At 69.5% G+C, this 16,663-nt stretch carries 16 protein-coding genes; 7 read left to right on the top strand and 9 right to left on the bottom strand.

Annotation, left to right across the window (positions count from 1 at the left end):
* Positions 1–329: 329 nt before the first annotated feature.
* A complete protein-coding gene (locus ABZU43_RS05755; RefSeq protein WP_355005388.1) occupies positions 330–2,999 on the top strand; it encodes a ricin-type beta-trefoil lectin domain protein in 2,670 nt (889 codons plus the stop codon).
* A gap of 45 nt (positions 3,000–3,044) precedes the next feature.
* On the opposite strand, the gene ABZU43_RS05750 is transcribed toward ABZU43_RS05755, so the two are convergent.
* A complete protein-coding gene (locus tag ABZU43_RS05750) occupies positions 3,045–4,256 on the bottom strand; it encodes a DUF1996 domain-containing protein (RefSeq protein ID WP_355005387.1) in 1,212 nt (403 codons plus the stop codon).
* A 281-nt stretch (positions 4,257–4,537) separates the two neighbouring features.
* Here ABZU43_RS05750 and ABZU43_RS05745 point away from each other — a divergent pair, with 281 nt between their 5' ends.
* Both ABZU43_RS05745 and ABZU43_RS05740 read left to right on the top strand, forming a co-directional pair.
* Positions 4,538–4,834, top strand: a complete 297-nt coding sequence (locus ABZU43_RS05745; RefSeq protein ID WP_355005386.1) for a DUF6582 domain-containing protein — start codon at positions 4,538–4,540, stop codon at positions 4,832–4,834.
* 57 nt (positions 4,835–4,891) lie between these two features.
* On the top strand, positions 4,892–6,106 hold the full coding sequence (locus tag ABZU43_RS05740; RefSeq protein WP_355005385.1) for an FUSC family protein: 1,215 nt from the start codon (positions 4,892–4,894) through the stop codon (positions 6,104–6,106).
* A gap of 10 nt (positions 6,107–6,116) precedes the next feature.
* Here ABZU43_RS05740 and ABZU43_RS05735 read toward each other — a convergent pair whose 3' ends face one another.
* Positions 6,117–6,542, bottom strand: a complete 426-nt coding sequence (locus ABZU43_RS05735; RefSeq protein ID WP_355005384.1) for a VOC family protein — start codon at positions 6,540–6,542, stop codon at positions 6,117–6,119.
* Positions 6,543–6,707: 165 nt separating this feature from the next.
* Here ABZU43_RS05735 and ABZU43_RS05730 point away from each other — a divergent pair, with 165 nt between their 5' ends.
* Entirely contained in the window at positions 6,708–8,540 is a 1,833-nt protein-coding gene (locus tag ABZU43_RS05730) for a glycoside hydrolase family 15 protein (protein WP_355005668.1), read from the top strand.
* 9 nt (positions 8,541–8,549) lie between these two features.
* Here ABZU43_RS05730 and ABZU43_RS05725 read toward each other — a convergent pair whose 3' ends face one another.
* Positions 8,550–9,365, bottom strand: coding sequence for a DUF72 domain-containing protein (locus tag ABZU43_RS05725; protein WP_355005667.1), 816 nt, complete (start codon positions 9,363–9,365; stop codon positions 8,550–8,552).
* Between the two features lie 111 nt (positions 9,366–9,476).
* On the opposite strand from ABZU43_RS05725, the gene ABZU43_RS05720 reads away from it, so the two are divergent.
* Together ABZU43_RS05720 and ABZU43_RS05715 are read left to right on the top strand one after the other, a co-directional pair.
* Complete coding sequence (locus tag ABZU43_RS05720; RefSeq protein WP_355005383.1) at positions 9,477–10,475, top strand: glycosyltransferase; 999 nt, start codon at positions 9,477–9,479, stop codon at positions 10,473–10,475.
* A gap of 60 nt (positions 10,476–10,535) precedes the next feature.
* On the top strand, positions 10,536–11,264 hold the full coding sequence (locus ABZU43_RS05715) for a Clp protease N-terminal domain-containing protein (RefSeq protein WP_355005382.1): 729 nt from the start codon (positions 10,536–10,538) through the stop codon (positions 11,262–11,264).
* A 10-nt stretch (positions 11,265–11,274) separates the two neighbouring features.
* On the opposite strand, the gene ABZU43_RS05710 is transcribed toward ABZU43_RS05715, so the two are convergent.
* Positions 11,275–11,793 (bottom strand): hypothetical protein, encoded by a 519-nt coding sequence (locus tag ABZU43_RS05710; RefSeq protein WP_355005381.1) that lies wholly within the window; start codon positions 11,791–11,793, stop codon positions 11,275–11,277.
* A 138-nt stretch (positions 11,794–11,931) separates the two neighbouring features.
* The gene (locus ABZU43_RS05705; protein ID WP_355005380.1) at positions 11,932–12,126 is read right to left on the bottom strand and encodes a DNA repair protein; all 195 of its coding nucleotides are present in this window, start codon (positions 12,124–12,126) and stop codon (positions 11,932–11,934) included.
* A 170-nt stretch (positions 12,127–12,296) separates the two neighbouring features.
* Between ABZU43_RS05705 and ABZU43_RS05700 the strand changes: the two genes are divergently transcribed.
* Positions 12,297–12,959 carry a GNAT family N-acetyltransferase gene (locus tag ABZU43_RS05700; protein WP_355005379.1) on the top strand — a complete coding sequence of 221 codons (663 nt, stop codon included), beginning with the start codon at positions 12,297–12,299 and terminating at the stop codon, positions 12,957–12,959.
* A gap of 324 nt (positions 12,960–13,283) precedes the next feature.
* On the opposite strand, the gene ABZU43_RS05695 is transcribed toward ABZU43_RS05700, so the two are convergent.
* The 4 genes from ABZU43_RS05695 to ABZU43_RS05680 all read right to left on the bottom strand — a co-directional run bounded on the left by ABZU43_RS05695 (position 13,284) and on the right by ABZU43_RS05680 (position 16,581).
* The gene (locus ABZU43_RS05695) at positions 13,284–13,982 is read right to left on the bottom strand and encodes a TetR family transcriptional regulator (protein ID WP_355005378.1); all 699 of its coding nucleotides are present in this window, start codon (positions 13,980–13,982) and stop codon (positions 13,284–13,286) included.
* Positions 13,945–14,439 carry a DCC1-like thiol-disulfide oxidoreductase family protein gene (locus tag ABZU43_RS05690; protein ID WP_355005377.1) on the bottom strand — a complete coding sequence of 165 codons (495 nt, stop codon included), beginning with the start codon at positions 14,437–14,439 and terminating at the stop codon, positions 13,945–13,947. Before ABZU43_RS05690 ends, ABZU43_RS05695 begins: the two co-directional genes overlap by 38 nt.
* Positions 14,436–14,990 (bottom strand): hypothetical protein, encoded by a 555-nt coding sequence (locus ABZU43_RS05685; protein ID WP_355005376.1) that lies wholly within the window; start codon positions 14,988–14,990, stop codon positions 14,436–14,438. Before ABZU43_RS05685 ends, ABZU43_RS05690 begins: the two co-directional genes overlap by 4 nt.
* 136 nt (positions 14,991–15,126) lie before the next feature.
* Positions 15,127–16,581 carry a glycoside hydrolase family 3 N-terminal domain-containing protein gene (locus tag ABZU43_RS05680; RefSeq protein ID WP_355005375.1) on the bottom strand — a complete coding sequence of 485 codons (1,455 nt, stop codon included), beginning with the start codon at positions 16,579–16,581 and terminating at the stop codon, positions 15,127–15,129.
* Positions 16,582–16,663 lie beyond the last annotated feature (82 nt).

The following is a 16,663-nucleotide window of genomic DNA, read 5'->3' as shown; positions in this document are numbered from 1 at the left end:
CGGTGCTCGGCGGTGACGTCGTCGCAGCACTGTGGATTCGTCGGACGACATGATCAGGGGTGTCCGGGCGACATGGTTGATCTGCCCGGTCCGTGGGCATTTCTGCATAGACGCTCCCCGATTGACTGTTGCATTGGTCAGACGTGTGACCTACGCTCCCAGTAAGCATTTCGGGGCGGTTAACAAAGAGTGCGGTCGGGGCGACGGAAATCCCCGCCGGCCCTTCGTGGCGTCGCTGTTCCCTACTCGTCGCTCGATACGCACTTTGGGCACCACATCGACGACCAGTGAGAGGAACAGACGTGAAGTCAGCCTTATCCACCGCTCGAATGTCAGTGTTGGTGGCGGCGGCGCTTGTCGCCGCCACACTGCCGGCAGTGCTGACAAACCAACTCCCGGCCTCGGCCGCGGTCCAGGCGACCTACTATGTCGCCCCGGACGGTAACGACGCCAATCCGGGAACGTTGCAGTCGCCGTTCAAGACGATCCAACGTGCACGGGACGTCGTTCGAACGATAAGCGGGAACCTGACCGGCGACGTCAACGTCCTCCTCCGGGGCGGCACCTATCCGGTGACCAGCACCATCGAATTCGGGTCGAGCGACTCCGGCACCAACGGATACCGGATCAGCTACGGGGCCTACGCCAACGAGAAGCCGGTCCTTGACGGTGGCGTCCAGGTGACCGGGTGGACCCAGCACAGCGGCAACATCTGGAAGGCGCCGCTGGACCGCGCCAACAAGCTGCGGGCGCTCTACGTCAACGACAAGCGCGCTGTCATGGCGACGAAGACGATCAGCTCGGGCGGGTGCTTCGGGACGTACAACATCACGGCCAACCAGGCCGCGTGGGCCTGGGAGTCGGGGTCGCAGTGTGACGGCGCCAGGTACAACCAGAGCGACTTCCCCGCCATCGCGCGCAACCAGGACGACATCGAGATCGAGACGGGCACGACCTGGACCACTGCCATCGTCGGCGTCCGACAGGTGACCACCGACGGCGGGAGCCGGGTCGCCCTGTTCCAGCAGCCGGGCGCGGCCATCGCGCAGGGCGCGTTCAACGGCAACGCCCAGGTCGGCGGCACCCACAAACTCATGAACGCGTACGAGTTCCTGGACGCGCCGGGTGAGTTCTACTTCGACAAGGGCACGAGGACGGTCTACTACTACAAGGCCAGTGCCGAGAACATGTCGACAGCCACGGTCTACGCGCCGAACAACGTCACCACAGTGCTGCGCGTGGCCGGCACCTCGACGTCAAGCCATGCCCGCAACATCACGTTCTCCGGCCTGACGGTGCGGCACTCCGACTGGAACCTGTTCAACGTCGCCGGCTCGTCCTTCAAGCAGGCGCAGCAGGGCAACCTCGGCGCCCAGGTGTACGCGAAGGGCAACTTCCACGTCTACCACTACCGCAACGTGGACGTCACCCCCGGCATCATCCAGATCCAGAACGCCGACGGCCTCCTGCTGCAACGCAACCGGATCGAGCACACCGGCGCGGACGGCATCAGCATGGTCAACGACGTGCAGGGCATCCAGTTGATCGGGAACGCCACCAACGACATCGCGGGGTCGGCCATCAATGTCGGTCATCCCCAGCACGTCTACATCGGCGACGGCACGTCGACCAACCGGGAGAAGTACTCCGCGTCGGTCGAGGGGCTGCCGAAGAACATCGACATCAAGAACAACTACCTGTACGACAGCGCCGTCCTGTTCAACGGGCACAGCCCCATCTCGGCGTACTTCGCCGACACCCTCACCATCCAGCGCAACCGGATCGAGAAGGCCCCGTGGTCGGGCATCACGCTCGGCTGGGGCTGGTGGAACTTCGACGGGTCGTCGGGTTCGATCCAGCCCAACCGACCCACCACGACGGCGAGAAACAACACCATCAGCTACAACCACATCATCGACACGGTGCAGCGCCTGAGTGACACCGCGCCGATCTACACGCTCGGCAGCCAGCCCGGGACCACGATCACCAACAACTATCTCCAGGGCGTTCCCTCGGGCCACAAGTACGGACTGCACCCGGACGAGGGATCGGCCTTCATCACCTTCCGGGACAACGTGCTGAGCATCGACAAGAACGTCACCTGGATGATCAATTCAGACGACTTCGGGCGCAAGCACGACCTGAGCATCACCCAGATCTACGGCCCGATCAACAAGGTCTCCAACAAGAACCTGCCGAACAGTACGGTCGCCGACATCCTCGTCTCCTCCGACTACGTCTGGCCGGCGGCGGCGTACAGCATCGCGGCGAACTCCGGCCTTGAGGACGCGTACCGGGACATCATCCCGGCGAGCAACTTCTCCGCGCCGAACTACGTGCTGCCGGCCAGCACGTTCGTCGCCAGTGCCACGGCGTCGATCCCGATCCGGAGCACCGGCGACGCCACCAAGTCGGTCTGGCTGGCACCGTCCGGCACCACCACCTTCACCGCCGGGGCGACGATGACCAGGGCCGGCGGCACCGCCACCTCCATCGCCGTGCCCACCACCCAGGGTGAATACCGGCTCTACGTCGTCGACGCACAGGGCAACCGATCGGCCGAGTCGACATTCATCGTCCGGCAGCAGCAGGGCGGCGGCAGCGGTACGGGGCAGGGGCAGCTCGTGGGTGGCCAGTCCGGCCGCTGTGTCGAGGTGCCGAACTCGTCGACCACGAACGGCACCCAGGTGCAGCTCTACGACTGCGGGAGCGGCACGAACCAGCGGTGGACCGCCACCAGCAGCAAGCAACTGACCGTCTACGGCAACAAGTGCCTGGACGCGTCCGGGAACGGCACGGCCAACGGCACCCAGGTCATCATCTGGGACTGCCACGGCGGCACGAACCAGCAGTGGAACGTCAACAGCAACGGCACCATCACGAACGCCCAGTCGGGGCTCTGCCTCGACGCGAACGGCGCAGCCACCGCCAACGGCACAAAGATGATCCTCTGGTCCTGCAACGGTGGTGCGAACCAGCAGTGGACGCTGCGTAGCTGACCTACCCAGAACCCCGGGGCCAGGCCGACACGGGCCTGGCCCCGGCTATTTCTGGTAACCGTAGTTGTCGCAGGTCCGGCGTCCCTGGACACAGTTCCTGGTGCGCTTGTTCATGGTGTCGACGTCCCACATCACGAACGCGTCGCCGTGCATCGACGAGGCGCTCCTACCCTCCTTGTCGGAGGAGAGGTAGTAGCCCGCCGGGGTGCCCTTCGCCGGGTACTGGATGTCGAAGGTGATCGCTGGGATCCGGACCGGGTGGCTGGTCGGGCAGCCGTTGCCGCCGCCGTACGCCACATGGTCCTTGTGGTTGGGGCTGTCCAGGTGCTTGCCGTCCCAGCAGTCGGGGAACTGCATCATGAAGTGCAGCGTCGCGTCGCCCCCGCAGATAGGCCAGTTGCCGTTGGTGCTGCGGGCGATGCCGTCGAGGTCGCCCGGGCCGTAGAAGGCGCAGTAGAACTGGCCGGTCGCGCCCCGCGGGGTCGGCTTCTTCTTCTTGGCGTCGCCGGAGATCATGCGCAGGCCGTTGGGCATCGGCATCTGGCCTGTCGAGTTCTTGGCCAGCGAGCGGTAGTAGACCCGGAACCCGGTGGTCTCGACCGGCTTTCCCGTCGCGTTGTCGTAGAGCGTGGGCACCCAGTAGGCGGAGTGGTCCTGGACGGGCTTGCAGGAGGTGGCCGTGAACTTCGTCAGGTCGCCGGCGACCGTGCTCGCATCGACGGCCTTGTTGCCGACGAACGAGTGCATGTGTGACGCGCCTGGTAGGCCGGGGGCGACGATCGGGTCGTCCGGAAGCCGGTGGCTGTACTGGCAGTCGGCCCGGAACTCCGGGAGGTTGCCCACCCCGGACGGAACGGGGTCGATCTTCAACGCCCGGTACGCGTCGGCCTGCGCCTTCCAGGTCGCCCGGTCGACCGGAATCCAGCCGGTTGCCGGGGCCTTCGGCGCGGCAGTGGTCGACGGTGTCGCGCCGGTCGGCGGTGTCGTGGCGGCCAACGGCGTCGCGGCGGTCGATGCCGCCACCCCGGGCGACGCCGGCTGCCCGGCCGGTGGCGACGGGTATTCGAGGGCGTTGGCCGCGTTCGACGGCTCGGGCGTCACGTCGCCACTGGCCAGGTACACGCCTCCGGCGGCGATGACGAGCGCGACTGCGGCTCCCGCGGCCGCGCCCAGTCTGTTGCGGGTGAACCAGCTCGGCGGGCGGTGCCGGGGCGGCGGTTGGCTCGCGTCCGGTTCGGGCAACGTGGCGTACGACACGGGTCACTCCCCACGAGCTGACGACGGCGCTGACCCGGACGGCCACGGCCGCCGTATGGTAGGCGCTTCCCGATCACGACCAACAGCTTCCTAAACCTTCCTTAAAGAAGGTTGTGGATGGCCATGCAAGCCATGCTCGCACTCCACAAAGGACCGCTGGGCAAGGGCTTCGGCCGCACGCACGTCGGTCGCATGTTATGGATCTTGTGGTGGTGGGCGGTCAGCAGCGGAAATGTCCGCGCGCGAGGTGCTACCGGACATCTGGCGGGTACCGGTGGGGGATGACGTCGACCTGGAAACCCCACGAGAAACACGGTGGCCTGTCGGACAAGGACAAGCGCGAGTTGCCGGAGAGCGTTTTCGCGTTCCCCGACAAACGCAAGGAGCCGATGACCGACGCGGGCCACGTCCGTAACGCCATCGCCCGGTTCGACCAGGTCCAGGGCGTTACCGACAAGGAGCGTGACCTGGCATTTCAGAACATCCTCGCCGCCGCCGCCCACTACGATGTCGAGGTCGCCGAGACGAACTGGCGTCAACTCGGCAAACTTCCGCACACGCCGAATCCGGCCCACTGACCGGTTCTGGCCGCGTCCCTGCCGGATAGGGACGCCCACCCTGGGTAAGCGGCGCGGATGCCCGCGAAGCAGCAGCCGGCGACCGGCGGCGACCCGTCCCCGCGTGAGGGGGCCCGGGCCAGCCGCAGGTGGGACGGGCTGCGCGAGCGGGTGCGCCATGGGCTGCGTACCCGCGCCTGGCGACTCCGCCTCTACGGGTTGCTGTCCGTGCAGGCCGGCGTCGCGGCAGCGCTGGCCTGGTTCGTGGTGTTCCAGTTCCTGGGCAATCCCACCCCGGTCCTCGCGCCCACCACGGCGGTCGGCATCGTGGCCGCCTCGATGGGCTCACGCCTGCGGCGCACCATCGAACTGCTGGTCGGGGTGGTCCTCGGGCTCGCCGTCGGTGACACGCTCATGCCGTTCTTCGGCATCGGGGCCTGGCAGACCGGTGTGGTCGTCGTGCTGGCGATCATCGTCGCGGTACTGCTCAAGGGCGGCGGTTCGCTGCTCACCCAGGCCGGCGGCACCGCTGTGCTCATCGCCACCCTGGAACCGCCGGTACGGGACCTGTCCGTGCCCCGTTTCGTCGACGCCGCCGTCGGCGGGTTGATCGGCCTGGCGGTCGGTCTGCTGCTGGTGCCCATCCACCCGCAGCGGACCGTGCAACGGCTGGCCGAACCTGTTCTCGACCCGGCCGTCACCGCCCTGCACGACCTGGCCGCAGCGCTCCGCCAACGCGATCTCGGCGCGGCCCAGCGGGGTCTGGGCGCGCTGCGGACACTCAGCCCTCGACTGACCGCGCTGGACGAAGGGCTCGACGCTGCACAGGAGGTGGTCCGACTGGCGCCACTGCGCTGGCGTGAACGACCATCCCTGGCCTTCTACACCGAAGCCGTCCGCCACATGGAGCGCAGCCTGCACAGTTGCCGGTCCGTCGCGAGGCGGCTCGCGAAGGCCCTTCGGGACGACGAGCCGATATCCGAGGAGTTCCCCGCGGCGATCGACCTGCTGGCAACGAGCGTGCAGACCCTCAGATGCGCGATCCGCGCACGGGAGGAGCCACGGGAGGCCCGCCAACAGATCCTGGCGGCCGTCGAGCTGATCGGAAAGGCGCAGGGGGCAGCCGCACCGGATCCGACCCGCCCGCACACCCACCGGTTGGGCTACTCCGGCATGATCGCCGCCGGTGATTTTCGTACGGCGGCACAGGACCTGCTCATCGCCAGCGGGTTGGATGCCGACCGGGCGGCGAAGCTGGTGCGGCGGACGGCGGACCTGGACGGGTGGGGCTGAGCCTGGCGCGTCAGGTCGTCGTGAGCGAGGCGAGGATTTCGAGGTAGTGCGGGTTCTTCATGACGCCCAGCACGTTGCCGAACGGGTCGACGACCGCCGCCGTGACGAACCCCTCGTCCCCGTGCGGGGTGATCGGCTGGTACTCCGTGGCGCCCATCGCCAACAGCCGCGCGACTGTCGCCTCGAGGTCGTCGACGCACCAGTGCATGACCGCGCCGCCGGGCCCGGTCGCCGCGCCGGCCGGCGCGTACCTACTGTCGATGATGCCCAGCTCGGCCTGGTAGTCCCCGATGCGGAACTCGGTGTAGGCCGGGCGTCCGTCCGGGCCGGGGCGCATGAAGTACGCCTCGATCCCGAGGAAGTCCGCGTACCAGGCCGTGGCCGCTGCCACGTCGTCCGCCCAGATGTTCAGTGTGGCGAATCCTCGCAGGCTCATCGGGTGTCCTCTCGTCGATGTCGTTGGTGGTGACGGTATCGACCGCTGCGGAGGCTTCGCTTCCGCAATGAGCTGTGGGTCTCGACCGTGTCGGGCGGCGGGCCGCATCTTTCGGCGGTCCCCGGGTAGTCGCTGCCATTGCCAGCACGGATGGCGGGGGACAACGTGCAGAGCTACCCGGCAGTCGAGAACCACGGTCTGATCGGTGACCTACAGACCGCTGCGTTGATCAGCACGGACGGCACCGTCGACTGGTTCTGCGCGCCGCGCTTCGACTCGCCGAGCGTCTTCGGCGCGCTGCTCGACCGCCGCAACGGTGGCCACTTCCAGCTCTCGCCCGACGGCGTCGACTACTCCAGCAAACAGCTCTACCTGCCCGGTACGCCGATCCTGATCACCCGCTTCCACAGCGCTGACGGTGTCGGGGAGCTCTTGGACTTCATGCCCGTCACCGGTGCGGAGGCCACCGACCGGCATCGGTTGATCCGCCTGGTCCGCATGGTCCGGGGAAGCATGTCGTTCAGTTTCGACTGCCAACCCCGGTTCAACTATGGACGCGACCCGTTCGAGCTGGACGTCCACCCCGAGGGGGACGTCTTCCGAAGTCGCACTCTGAGCCTGACCCTCGCCCCGTTCACAGGCAGAAGAGGGTTGATCGACGCGGGAGCCATCCACCGCGACGCGAAGGGTGTGTCGGCCCGGTTCACGCTGCACGCTGGCGACGTCGGTGGGGTGGTTCTGGAGACCGCCGCCGGCCCGCACCCGCCGCGAGCGCTGAGCACCGACGAGGCGTGCGAACTGCTGGCCGAAACCCGCGACTTCTGGCGGCGGTGGGTGGACCGTTCCCGCTATCGGGGCCGTTGGAGGGAGGCGGTCGAGCGGTCGGCGATGACTCTCAAACTGATGACGTACGCGCCGACCGGCGCCCTGGTCGCCGCCCCCACCGCAGGGCTGCCGGAGCAGATCGGCGGGCAGCGGAACTGGGACTACCGCTACACCTGGATCAGAGACGCGTCCTTCTCCGTCCATGCGCTCCTGAGCATCGGTTTCACCGACGAGGCCGAGAAGTACCTGCTCTGGCTGGACGCGCGCATCCGGGAAGCCCGAGACCCGGATCTGCCCCTACAGATCATGTACCGCATCGACGGCTCACCGGATCTGCCCGAGGAGGTGCTGGGCCACTGGGAGGGTTACCGTGGTTCGTCACCGGTGCGGATCGGAAACGGCGCGGCGAGTCAGCTGCAACTCGACATCCACGGCGAGGCGCTCAACTCCCTGGAGCTCGCCGACCGCAACGGGCTGGTCGCACCGTACGAGGGTTGGCGAAAGACGGCAGAGTTGATGGACTGGCTCTGCGAGCACTGGGACCAGCCCGAGGACGGCATCTGGGAGACGCGTTCCGGGCGTCAGGACTTCACCTATGGGCGCGTGATGGCCTGGGTGGCGCTGGACCGCGCCGTCCGCCTCGCGCAACGTCGTGGCCGCCCAGGCGACATCACCCGTTGGACGACCGAACGCAACACCATCTATGAGCAGATCATGACGCGCGGCTTTCATCCCGACCGGCAGGCGTTCGTGCAGCACTACCGCACGGACATCATGGACGCCTCACTGCTCGCCATGCCCGGGGTCGGTTTCATCTCACCACTGGACCCGATGTGGGAATCGACGCTGCGCGCGATAGACGCTGACCTGGTCTCCGACAGCCTGGTCTACCGCTACGACCCGAACGCCTCGCCGGACGGCCTCGCCGGCACCGAAGGCACCTTCAGCATGTGCACCTTCTGGTACGTCCAAGCCCTCGCCCAGGCCGGCCGCCTCGACGACGCCCGGCTCACCTTCGAGAAGATGCTGACCTACAGCAACCCGCTCGGCCTGTACTCCGAGGAGATCGCGCCGACCGGCGAGCAGATCGGCAACTTTCCGCAGGCGTTCAGCCACCTCTCGCTGATCAGCACCGCGAACCACCTCAACCTCCTGCTGGACGATCAGCGCTGACCGCCCGGGTCAGAACAGCGTCAACGGCTCGACCGGGATCGGCTCGGGCAACGCGTCGAGCCCGGGTACGCGTGCCCGTACCTCGTCGTGGAACCTGCGGGCGAGCGTCGGGGCTTCGGCGTTGTCCGGGGTGTGGATGAACATCGTCGGCGAGCGCCCCTCGCGCAGCCAGGTCACTGTCACGTCGATCCAGCGCTGCCACCCCTCGACCGTGCGCGTCGGGTCGTCGCGGCCGAGGTAGCGGACGATCGGCCGGTCGGTCAGCGCGAGGGACCGGAGCGGCACGCGGGGCTTTTTGGTCCAGGCGTCCCGCTCCGCGTCACTCGTGGGCGGGCTCGCGAAGAAGGCAGTCGTGTCGAAGGGGATCCACTCGGCGTGGGCGGCGGCGAGGGTCGCCCCGAGCAGTCGGGCCGCTCGCTCCTCGGTGAAGAACGCCTGATGGCGCACCTCCACCGCGTACCTGTGGGACTGCGGAAGCTGTTGCAGGAAACGGCCCAGGGCCGGGACGTCGGCGGGCGCGAACGAGCCGGGCAGTTGGATCCAGAGTGCGTGGGCGCGCGGGCCGAGCGGTTCGATGGCGTCCAGAAAGGCGCGCAGTGGTTCGTCGACGTTGGTGAGCCGGCGTTCGTGCGTGATGACCTTGGGAAGCTTGAGGACGAACCGGAAGTCGGGGCCCGTCTGGGCGGCCCACGAGGCCACGGTTTCCCGGGCCGGGGTCGCGTAGAACGTGGTGTTGCCCTCCACTGCGTCACACCAACTGGCGTAGTGCGCCAGGCGCTCGGTGGGCGGCAGCCGGTGACCCGGCCACGACCGGTGACTCCACATCGCGCACCCCACGTGCAGACGCATGACCGCCCTCCCGACTTGACCGGAGCCCACCGTATCCGGGCCGGCGGACCCGGCGAGGCCACGGTCCGGCAGGTAGGGTCCGTCGCCATGCGTGTGCTGTTCGCCAGTCTTGCGTCCGTCGGTCACACCTACCCGCTGATCCCGCTGGCGATCGCCGCCCGGGACGCCGGGCACGAGGTCCACTTCGCCGCCGGTACGGAGGTCCACGCGCCACTCGCCGCGCACGGCCTGCGGCCGTTCCGCCCCGGCGACGCCTTCTACGAGGTGTACGCCGAGGACCTCGCACCGGAGCTGGCGCGGCTGCGGCCCGACCTGGTGGTGCACGAGTGGGGGTTGCCGGGGGCGGCCGTGGCGGCTCACCGGGCCGGGATCCCGGGCCTGTGGCACGGGTTCGGCCGGCTGTTTCCCGAGGGCATCGGCCTGGAACTCCCGACCAGGAACGCCGAGGTCGTCGGTCGGCCGCACCTGGACATCTGGCCACCCTCGCTGCAGGACAGGGACTTCCTCGCCACCGAACGCCGGATCGAGCTGCGACCTGTCGCCTTCTCGACGCCGGCCCCACTGCCCGCTCGCGTGGGCCGGCCGCTGATCTACCTGACCCTCGGCACCGCGTTCGGTACGCCGGAGCTGCTCCGCACTGTCATCGCCGGTCTGGCGACGCTTGGCGCGCAGGTGGTGGTCGCGGCGGGCCGGGTGCCAGTGGAACAGCTCGGAGAGATCCCCGACCAGGTCAGCGTGCATCCGTGGGTGTCGCAGGCGGAGTTGCTGCCGCTCGCCGACGTGGTGGTGCACCACGGAGGCAGCGGCACCACCCTCGGCGCGCTCGCGGCGGGCGTACCCCAGTTGTTGCTGCCGCAGGGCGCGGACCAGTTCGCCAACGCGGAGGCCCTCACCGCGGCCGGGGTCGGTCTTCGGCTCCTCCCCGGGGAGGTGGACGCGAGCGCCATCGCCGAGCAGACACACCTCCTGCTGCCGCGGCGTGGTCAGGTCGAACAGCGCGACGCCGCACGACTGATCTCCGAGGAGATCGCCAGCATGCCGTCGCCGGAGGCCGTTGCGCAGCTCCTGCCGGAGTACGCCGCTTGATGGGACCACCATCGTCAACTCGGGGTTGACGAGACAGATTCGTCAACCTATGGTTGACGCATGACAGATCCTCTTCAGATCGGCAGCACCGTCAAGCTCGACGACCTGATCCAGGCGATCAAGACAGCGCACACCGACGCGCTCGACCAGCTCACCGACGCGGTCATCGCCGCCGACCACCTCGGCGAGGTCGCTGATCATCTGATCGGGCACTTCGTCGACCAGGCCCGGCGCTCGGGCGCCTCCTGGACCGACATCGGCCGCAGCATGGGCGTCACCAAGCAGGCCGCCCAGAAGCGCTTCGTGCCGAAGGCGACCGACGCGGCCGCGCTCGACCCCAACGCCGGCTTCGGCCGGTTCACCCCGCGCGCCCGCAACGTGGTGATGGCCTCGCAGGAGGAGGCCCGCGCCAGCGGCAACGCCGAGATCGGCCCGGAGCACCTGGTGCTGGGCCTGCTGGCCGAGCCGGAAGGGCTGGCCGCCAGGGTGATGGCCGGTCGCGGCGCCACCCCCGAGGCGGTACGGGAGACGGTCGCTGCCGTCCTGCCACCGCGCGCCGAGCAGGTGCCGGACCTCATTCCGTACGACGCGCGCGGCAAGAAGGCGCTGGAGCTGACCTTCCGGGAGGCGCTGCGCCTCGGGCACAACTACATCGGCACCGAGCACATCCTGCTCGCCCTGCTGGAGCAGGAGGACGGCGCCGGCGTGCTCACCAACCTGGGCCTGGACAAGGCGACGGTCGAGGGCGACCTGGCCAGCGCCCTCGCCGCCGCCGTCGGAAAGAAGTGAGAACCCGGGGTCAGGACGCCTCAGGGAAGCCGTAACGCAGGGCGTGCTCCGGATCGGCCCTGTCGATCTGGCGTACGCCCGCGTCGGCGAGTCGCTTGTTGACCTCGTCGAGTTGCTCGCGTACCAGCCGGGCCTCCTCCTCGGTGACCCGGCCCCGGTGTGGCTTGCCGGCGTGCTCCAGCGTGCCGTAGTCGATCTTCTCGGTGGTCTTGCGGGCCTTGGGTGGGCGGACCCGCTCGGCCGTCTTCAACAGTTGCGCCATCGGCACGTCGGTGGCCATCGCGTCGAACTCGCTGGCGGTCAACACCACCCGGCGGGGCTCACCGTGGCCGTGCCGATCGTGGATCTCCACCACCGCCACGTCCAGCGCGGCGTCGTCGATGTTCTCCACCTCGCCCGGGGTGGCGTCCAACTGCACGGGCCCGGCGACCAGGTCCGGGTGCTCCAGTACGACGACGCGGACCACCTCGTCGTCCTGCTGCAGAACCGTGCCGGTGAAGTCGGAGACGTGGATCGTCTTCTTGCCCATGCGCGGAGCTTCTCCTGTCGTAGGCCGGGATGGCGGACCACAAGAAATTACCCGACAGGTGTGCGAAAGCCCCCGCTGGACCTCCTCCGGTGTGTCGGCCCCCGAGCGAACGTCAGAGGCCACCCGCTCGGTGGTGCGTCAATGGTTGTTCAGGCGGTGCCGACTGGAGCTGCCGACGGAGAGCTTGTTCAGGCCGGCCCACGACAGGGCGCCGCCACCGACCGTCCGAGGGTTCCGGTAGCGCGGCTGGGGCGGATTGCCCCCGACGGCCTCCGTCGCCCGCCAGAGTCGCTCGGGGTCCTGCTGGTAGTGGTCGCTCGGCTGAATCGGCATGCGTTCACCGTCCCAAACAAAGGTGTCCAGATAAGGAAATACATATGACGGTCAATCCCGGTGCTCGGTTCCCGGCCCCTTTTCCGTTCGGCCCTGACGTATCCTGCGCCCGGCCCTGCCGTCCGGCGTACGGTGATCGACGACGGGTCGGGTGACGCGGGGAGGTGCGCATGCTCGACCGGCGACTTCACCTGCACCTGGCCATCTGGCTCGGCCAGTGGCCGGCCGGGCCGGGGTTGCACGTGGTCGCCTCGCAGCGGCGTGCCGAACCGGCCTGGGACGGCCGGCTACGCCCCGCGCTCGCCGTGGACACCGGGCAGAGCGCCGTGCTCTCCGTGGCGCCGGACCGGGTGGCGGCGATCCGCGCGTTGGTTCGCCGTACGCCGGCTCGGTTGCTCGCCGCGCTGCCGGAGGCCGTCGGCCGGCCCGAATTCTGCGTACACGACGGTCCCTTCCGGTGGAGCCGGACACCCGCTCCGCTGCCCGACGTGGGGGAGTGGACCGAGCCGACCGCCACCGGGCTGCCGCCGTGGCTGCGACTCTTCGACCGGCCGGTGCTGGTGGTCCGTGACCCGGACGGCGCCTATCTGGCCGGTGCCGCGATCAAACGGCACGACGCGTACGGGCACGAGTTGGCAGTCGGCACAGTGCCGGCCGCCCAGGGGCGCGGCCTCGCCCGTCGGCTGGTGGCCCAGGCTGCGCGGCGGGTGCTCGACGAGGGAGCGATCCCCACCTACCTGCACGAGCGGGACAATCACGCCTCGGCCCGGGTAGCCGAAGCGGCCGGCTTCCCGGACCGGGGCTGGCGCGCGTACGGGGTCTATCCGCGCTGACCGGCCCGAAGCCGCAGCTGCCCGCGATCTTGCACTTTCTGTCGCGACACACCCGGGCATTCCACGCATCTCGACCACCGAACCTGCAAGATCGGCGGGGCGGGGCGGGGCGGGGCGGGGTGATGGGCGCGGACCGTGGATCCCGGGCCGGATCCACGGTCCGCAACCTCCCCCCAGGCCCCGGTTCCGGGTGTAGCGGCGGGCCGCTACGTGTCGATCACGCTACGTATCGAACCGGCTCGGGGCAAGGTTGAAGCTGTCGGTTCGGAGTGTCTAAAAGCGGACTTGACCTGCGGCTTCGCCGGCCGAAGGAGGTCGACCGGGTCAGTGACGGAGCGTGCGAATCAGGTCGAGCACCTGTCGGGTCACCGGCCGAAGGACCCGAAGTCGGGACAGCGCCACAAGCCGATCGATGAGCGGCACGGCCCCGTCGATCAGTTGGCGGGTCTTGGTCTGGCCCGGCGATCGGTCGTGCACCCAGTAGAGGATCACGCCCATGTACGCGAGCCAGAGCAGCTCGGGCAGCTGTGGACGCAGCTCAGCGTCGACCTTGGCCGTCGAGCCGGTCAACGCCTCGCCGAAGAGGTCGATGGCCGCCTGTCGTGGGCCGGAGGACTCGGCGGAGAAGGGGCTCAGCGGCGAGGTGGGTTCCGCCGCCGTCTTGAAGAAGGTCGCCGCGAAGCCGTGTGAGGGCGTCAACACGTCGATCCCCGCGTGCAGCACTCCGGCGAGCCGGGGACCGAACGCCTCTTCCCGATCGAGCACGGGCTGCGCGGCGGCCCGGTGCTCGACCTGGGACTGGGCGTAGAACTCCTGAATCAGGTGGTCCTTGGAGCCGAAGTAGTAGTAGGCGTTGCCGACCGCCACGCCGGCCTCCTGCGCGATCGCCCGCATGGTGGTCTGGGCGTATCCGCGTTCGCGGAACAGCCGCATCGCGGTGTCCCGGATCAGCTGCCGGGTCTGCTCGCCTCGGGCGGTGGCTGGGTCACCCGCAGTGGTCGTCTGCGCAGGCTGTTCGGTCATCGAGGTCACCGTATCCCGCCGGTTCGTCGGTCGGCTCGGCCCACGGGTCGCGGATCCGCTCGCGGATCGCCGAGGCGGCGGCCACCGTCTGGCGGGCGAGGGGCAGCAGGTGCGGTCGGGCCAGCCGCTCGGCCGTGGACCGGTGGTCGGTCAGCGCCCAGAGGCAGGCGAACCAGGCGCCGTCGCCCGCGTACACCTCGCCGGTGTCGGCGATGACGGTGAGGTCGCGCAGCGTCGCGTCGTGGTTCAGGCCGGGGAAGCGTCGCCGGGCCTCGGCGGACCCGGCCGGCACGAACTCCAGGGGTACGAGCTGGGCGCGGGACGACAACCAGCGGCGGGCGGCGCGGCAGATCGGGCAGGCGGCGTCGAACAGGACGGTGAACCCCCGGATCCCACCGCCGGAGTGAGCGGTGGGATCCGGGAGCCGACCGCCGCCACCGGTCGGGGGTCCGGTCATCGGGTTTGTGGGTTGTTCGTCGGGCCGACGCCCGGCTGCGGGCCAGCCGGCGGGGGTCCTGCCGGGTGTGCACCGGTCGGCTGCGGTCCGCCCGGGTACGCGCCGACCAACTGCGATCCGGGAGGAGCGGACGGCATGGGGAGTCGGCCGATCGGAGCGAGCGGGGGGTGGGTGGCGAGCTGGCGGAGTCGGTTTCGGCGGTAGCGGCCGAGCGCGAAGACGTTGAAGAAGTGCAGCGCGCCGAGCACCAGCAGCACCAAGCCGATCTTGAGAGACAGCTCCTCCATGGCCTGGCTGGTCGAGTCGACCGGGTCGGGGTGCTTCATCGCCACCGTGACGTAGCCGAGGTTGAGCAGGTAGAAGCCGACCACCAGGAGGCTGTTGACAGCCCGGGCGAGTCGTTCCTCGGCGAACACCTCCTCCAGGAAGACCTGCCCGTTGCGGGACAGCGCTCGCGCCACCCAGATGGTCAGGCCGATGCTGACCGCGAGGTAGATCACGTACATCCAGACCTTGGTGTCCATGTGGACGCCCTTCTTGAACGTGTTCAACTACCGACGTCATCAGACTAGGGCCGATGTTGAACATGTTCAAGAAGTGGCGACCAGTGACTGTGGACACTTCGGGGCCGGTGCCGGAGCGCGACATCCGGCCGAGCTTTTCAGCCCGGCCGGAGAACGCCGCGGCTCAGCCGGCCAGGCCGAGCACCTCGGCCGCCGCGCGACCGTTGGCGTGGCTCGCGCCGTAGGTGGTGACGAAGGCGCGGACGCCGACGGGCCGCCACTGTGCCGGCCAGCCCATCTCCACCACTGTCACCGGGTGCTGGGCCGCCAGGTCGGCGATCAGGTCCGGGCCGCCGGGCAGCCGGTGCAGGTGTCGTCCGACCAGGACGATGGGACGGTCGCCCGCCAGCCCGCGCAGCGTGGCCGGGTCGGTCTCGGCGGCGATCACCCGGATCTCCGACACCCCGTCCAGGTGCGGACCGAGGCCCCACGGGACCCGCCCCTCGGCGATCGTCGACTCGGTGTGCAGTTGCACCACAAGCGGCTGGTCCAGGCCGGTGAGCAGGCCATCCACCCGGACCGCTCGACGCGCCGCCGCGTACCCCAGCTCGGTGTCGCTGGTGGCCGGTGACCCGCTGACGGCCCGGGTCCAGGCGGCGAGATCGGCGGCGCGGCCGGCCGCCTCCTCGACCCGCGCCCTCGCCAGCCGGCCGTCGGCGAGCGCGTCGACGATCTCGGCGGCCACCCGCTCGACCAGTTCGGCGTCGACCTTCGCGCCGATGCAGAGCAGGTCGGCACCCGCGCTCAGGGCCCGGACCGCAGCCGGCCCGACTCCACCGGCGGCCACCGCGGCACCCTTCATCTCCAGCGCGTCGGTGATGACGGTGCCGGTGAAGCCGTACTCGGTGCGCAACAGGTCGACCAGGACGGCTCGGCTGAAGGTGGCCGGGTCGGCGCCGGTGAGCGCCGGAACCCGGATGTGCGCGGTCATCACGGCGCGCGCCCCGGCGGCGACGATGGCCGCGAACGGCGGTAGGTCCCGCTGGCGGAGCAGGCCCAGCGGAGCATCCACCGTGGGCAGTTCGTGGTGGGAGTCGGTGACGGTGGCACCGTGCCCGGGGAAGTGCTTGGCGCAGGCGGCCACCCCGGCGGCCTGCAACCCGGCCACGGCGGCGGCCGAGTGGGCGGCCACCCGCACCGGATCCGCGCCGAAGGACCGGGTGCCGATCACCGGGTTGTCGTCGGCGGTGTTGACGTCGACGGTGGGAGCGAGGTTGACGGTGATGCCGAGCGCTGCCAGTTCGGCGCCGATCGACTGGTAGACCCGTCGGGTGAGGGCCACGTCGCCGATCGCACCCAGGGCGGCGTTGCCGGGGTACGGGCTGCCGGTGGCGTGCGCCAGCCGGGTCACGTCGCCACCCTCCTCGTCGATCGCGATCAGCGCGTCGGGTCGACCGGTGCGCAGTGCGGCGGTGCTCGCCGCCACCTGCACGGGGTCGTGCACGTTGGTGCCGAACAGGGTGTGCCCGGCCAGCCCGTCGGCCAGCAGGTCGACCGCCCAGTCCGGCGGAACCGGTCCCGGGTACGCGGCCAGCAGCGTGCCCAGCGCGAGCCGGCGCAGTCCTGGATCCAACCCCACGTGTTTCCCCCTTCGGTGCCCCCGCGGGTACGAAACGTCGTACCGGTGGTGGTCCTGGCCCTGCCGACTCGGCCGAGCGTCC

Origin of the sequence: Micromonospora sp. NPDC005205 (assembly GCF_040608275.1) — a bacterium.
Taxonomy (GTDB): Bacteria; Actinomycetota; Actinomycetes; order Mycobacteriales; family Micromonosporaceae; genus Micromonospora.
The sequence above is the reverse complement of the archived record's forward strand: the minus strand, read 5'-3'. Positions and strand labels throughout refer to the sequence as shown.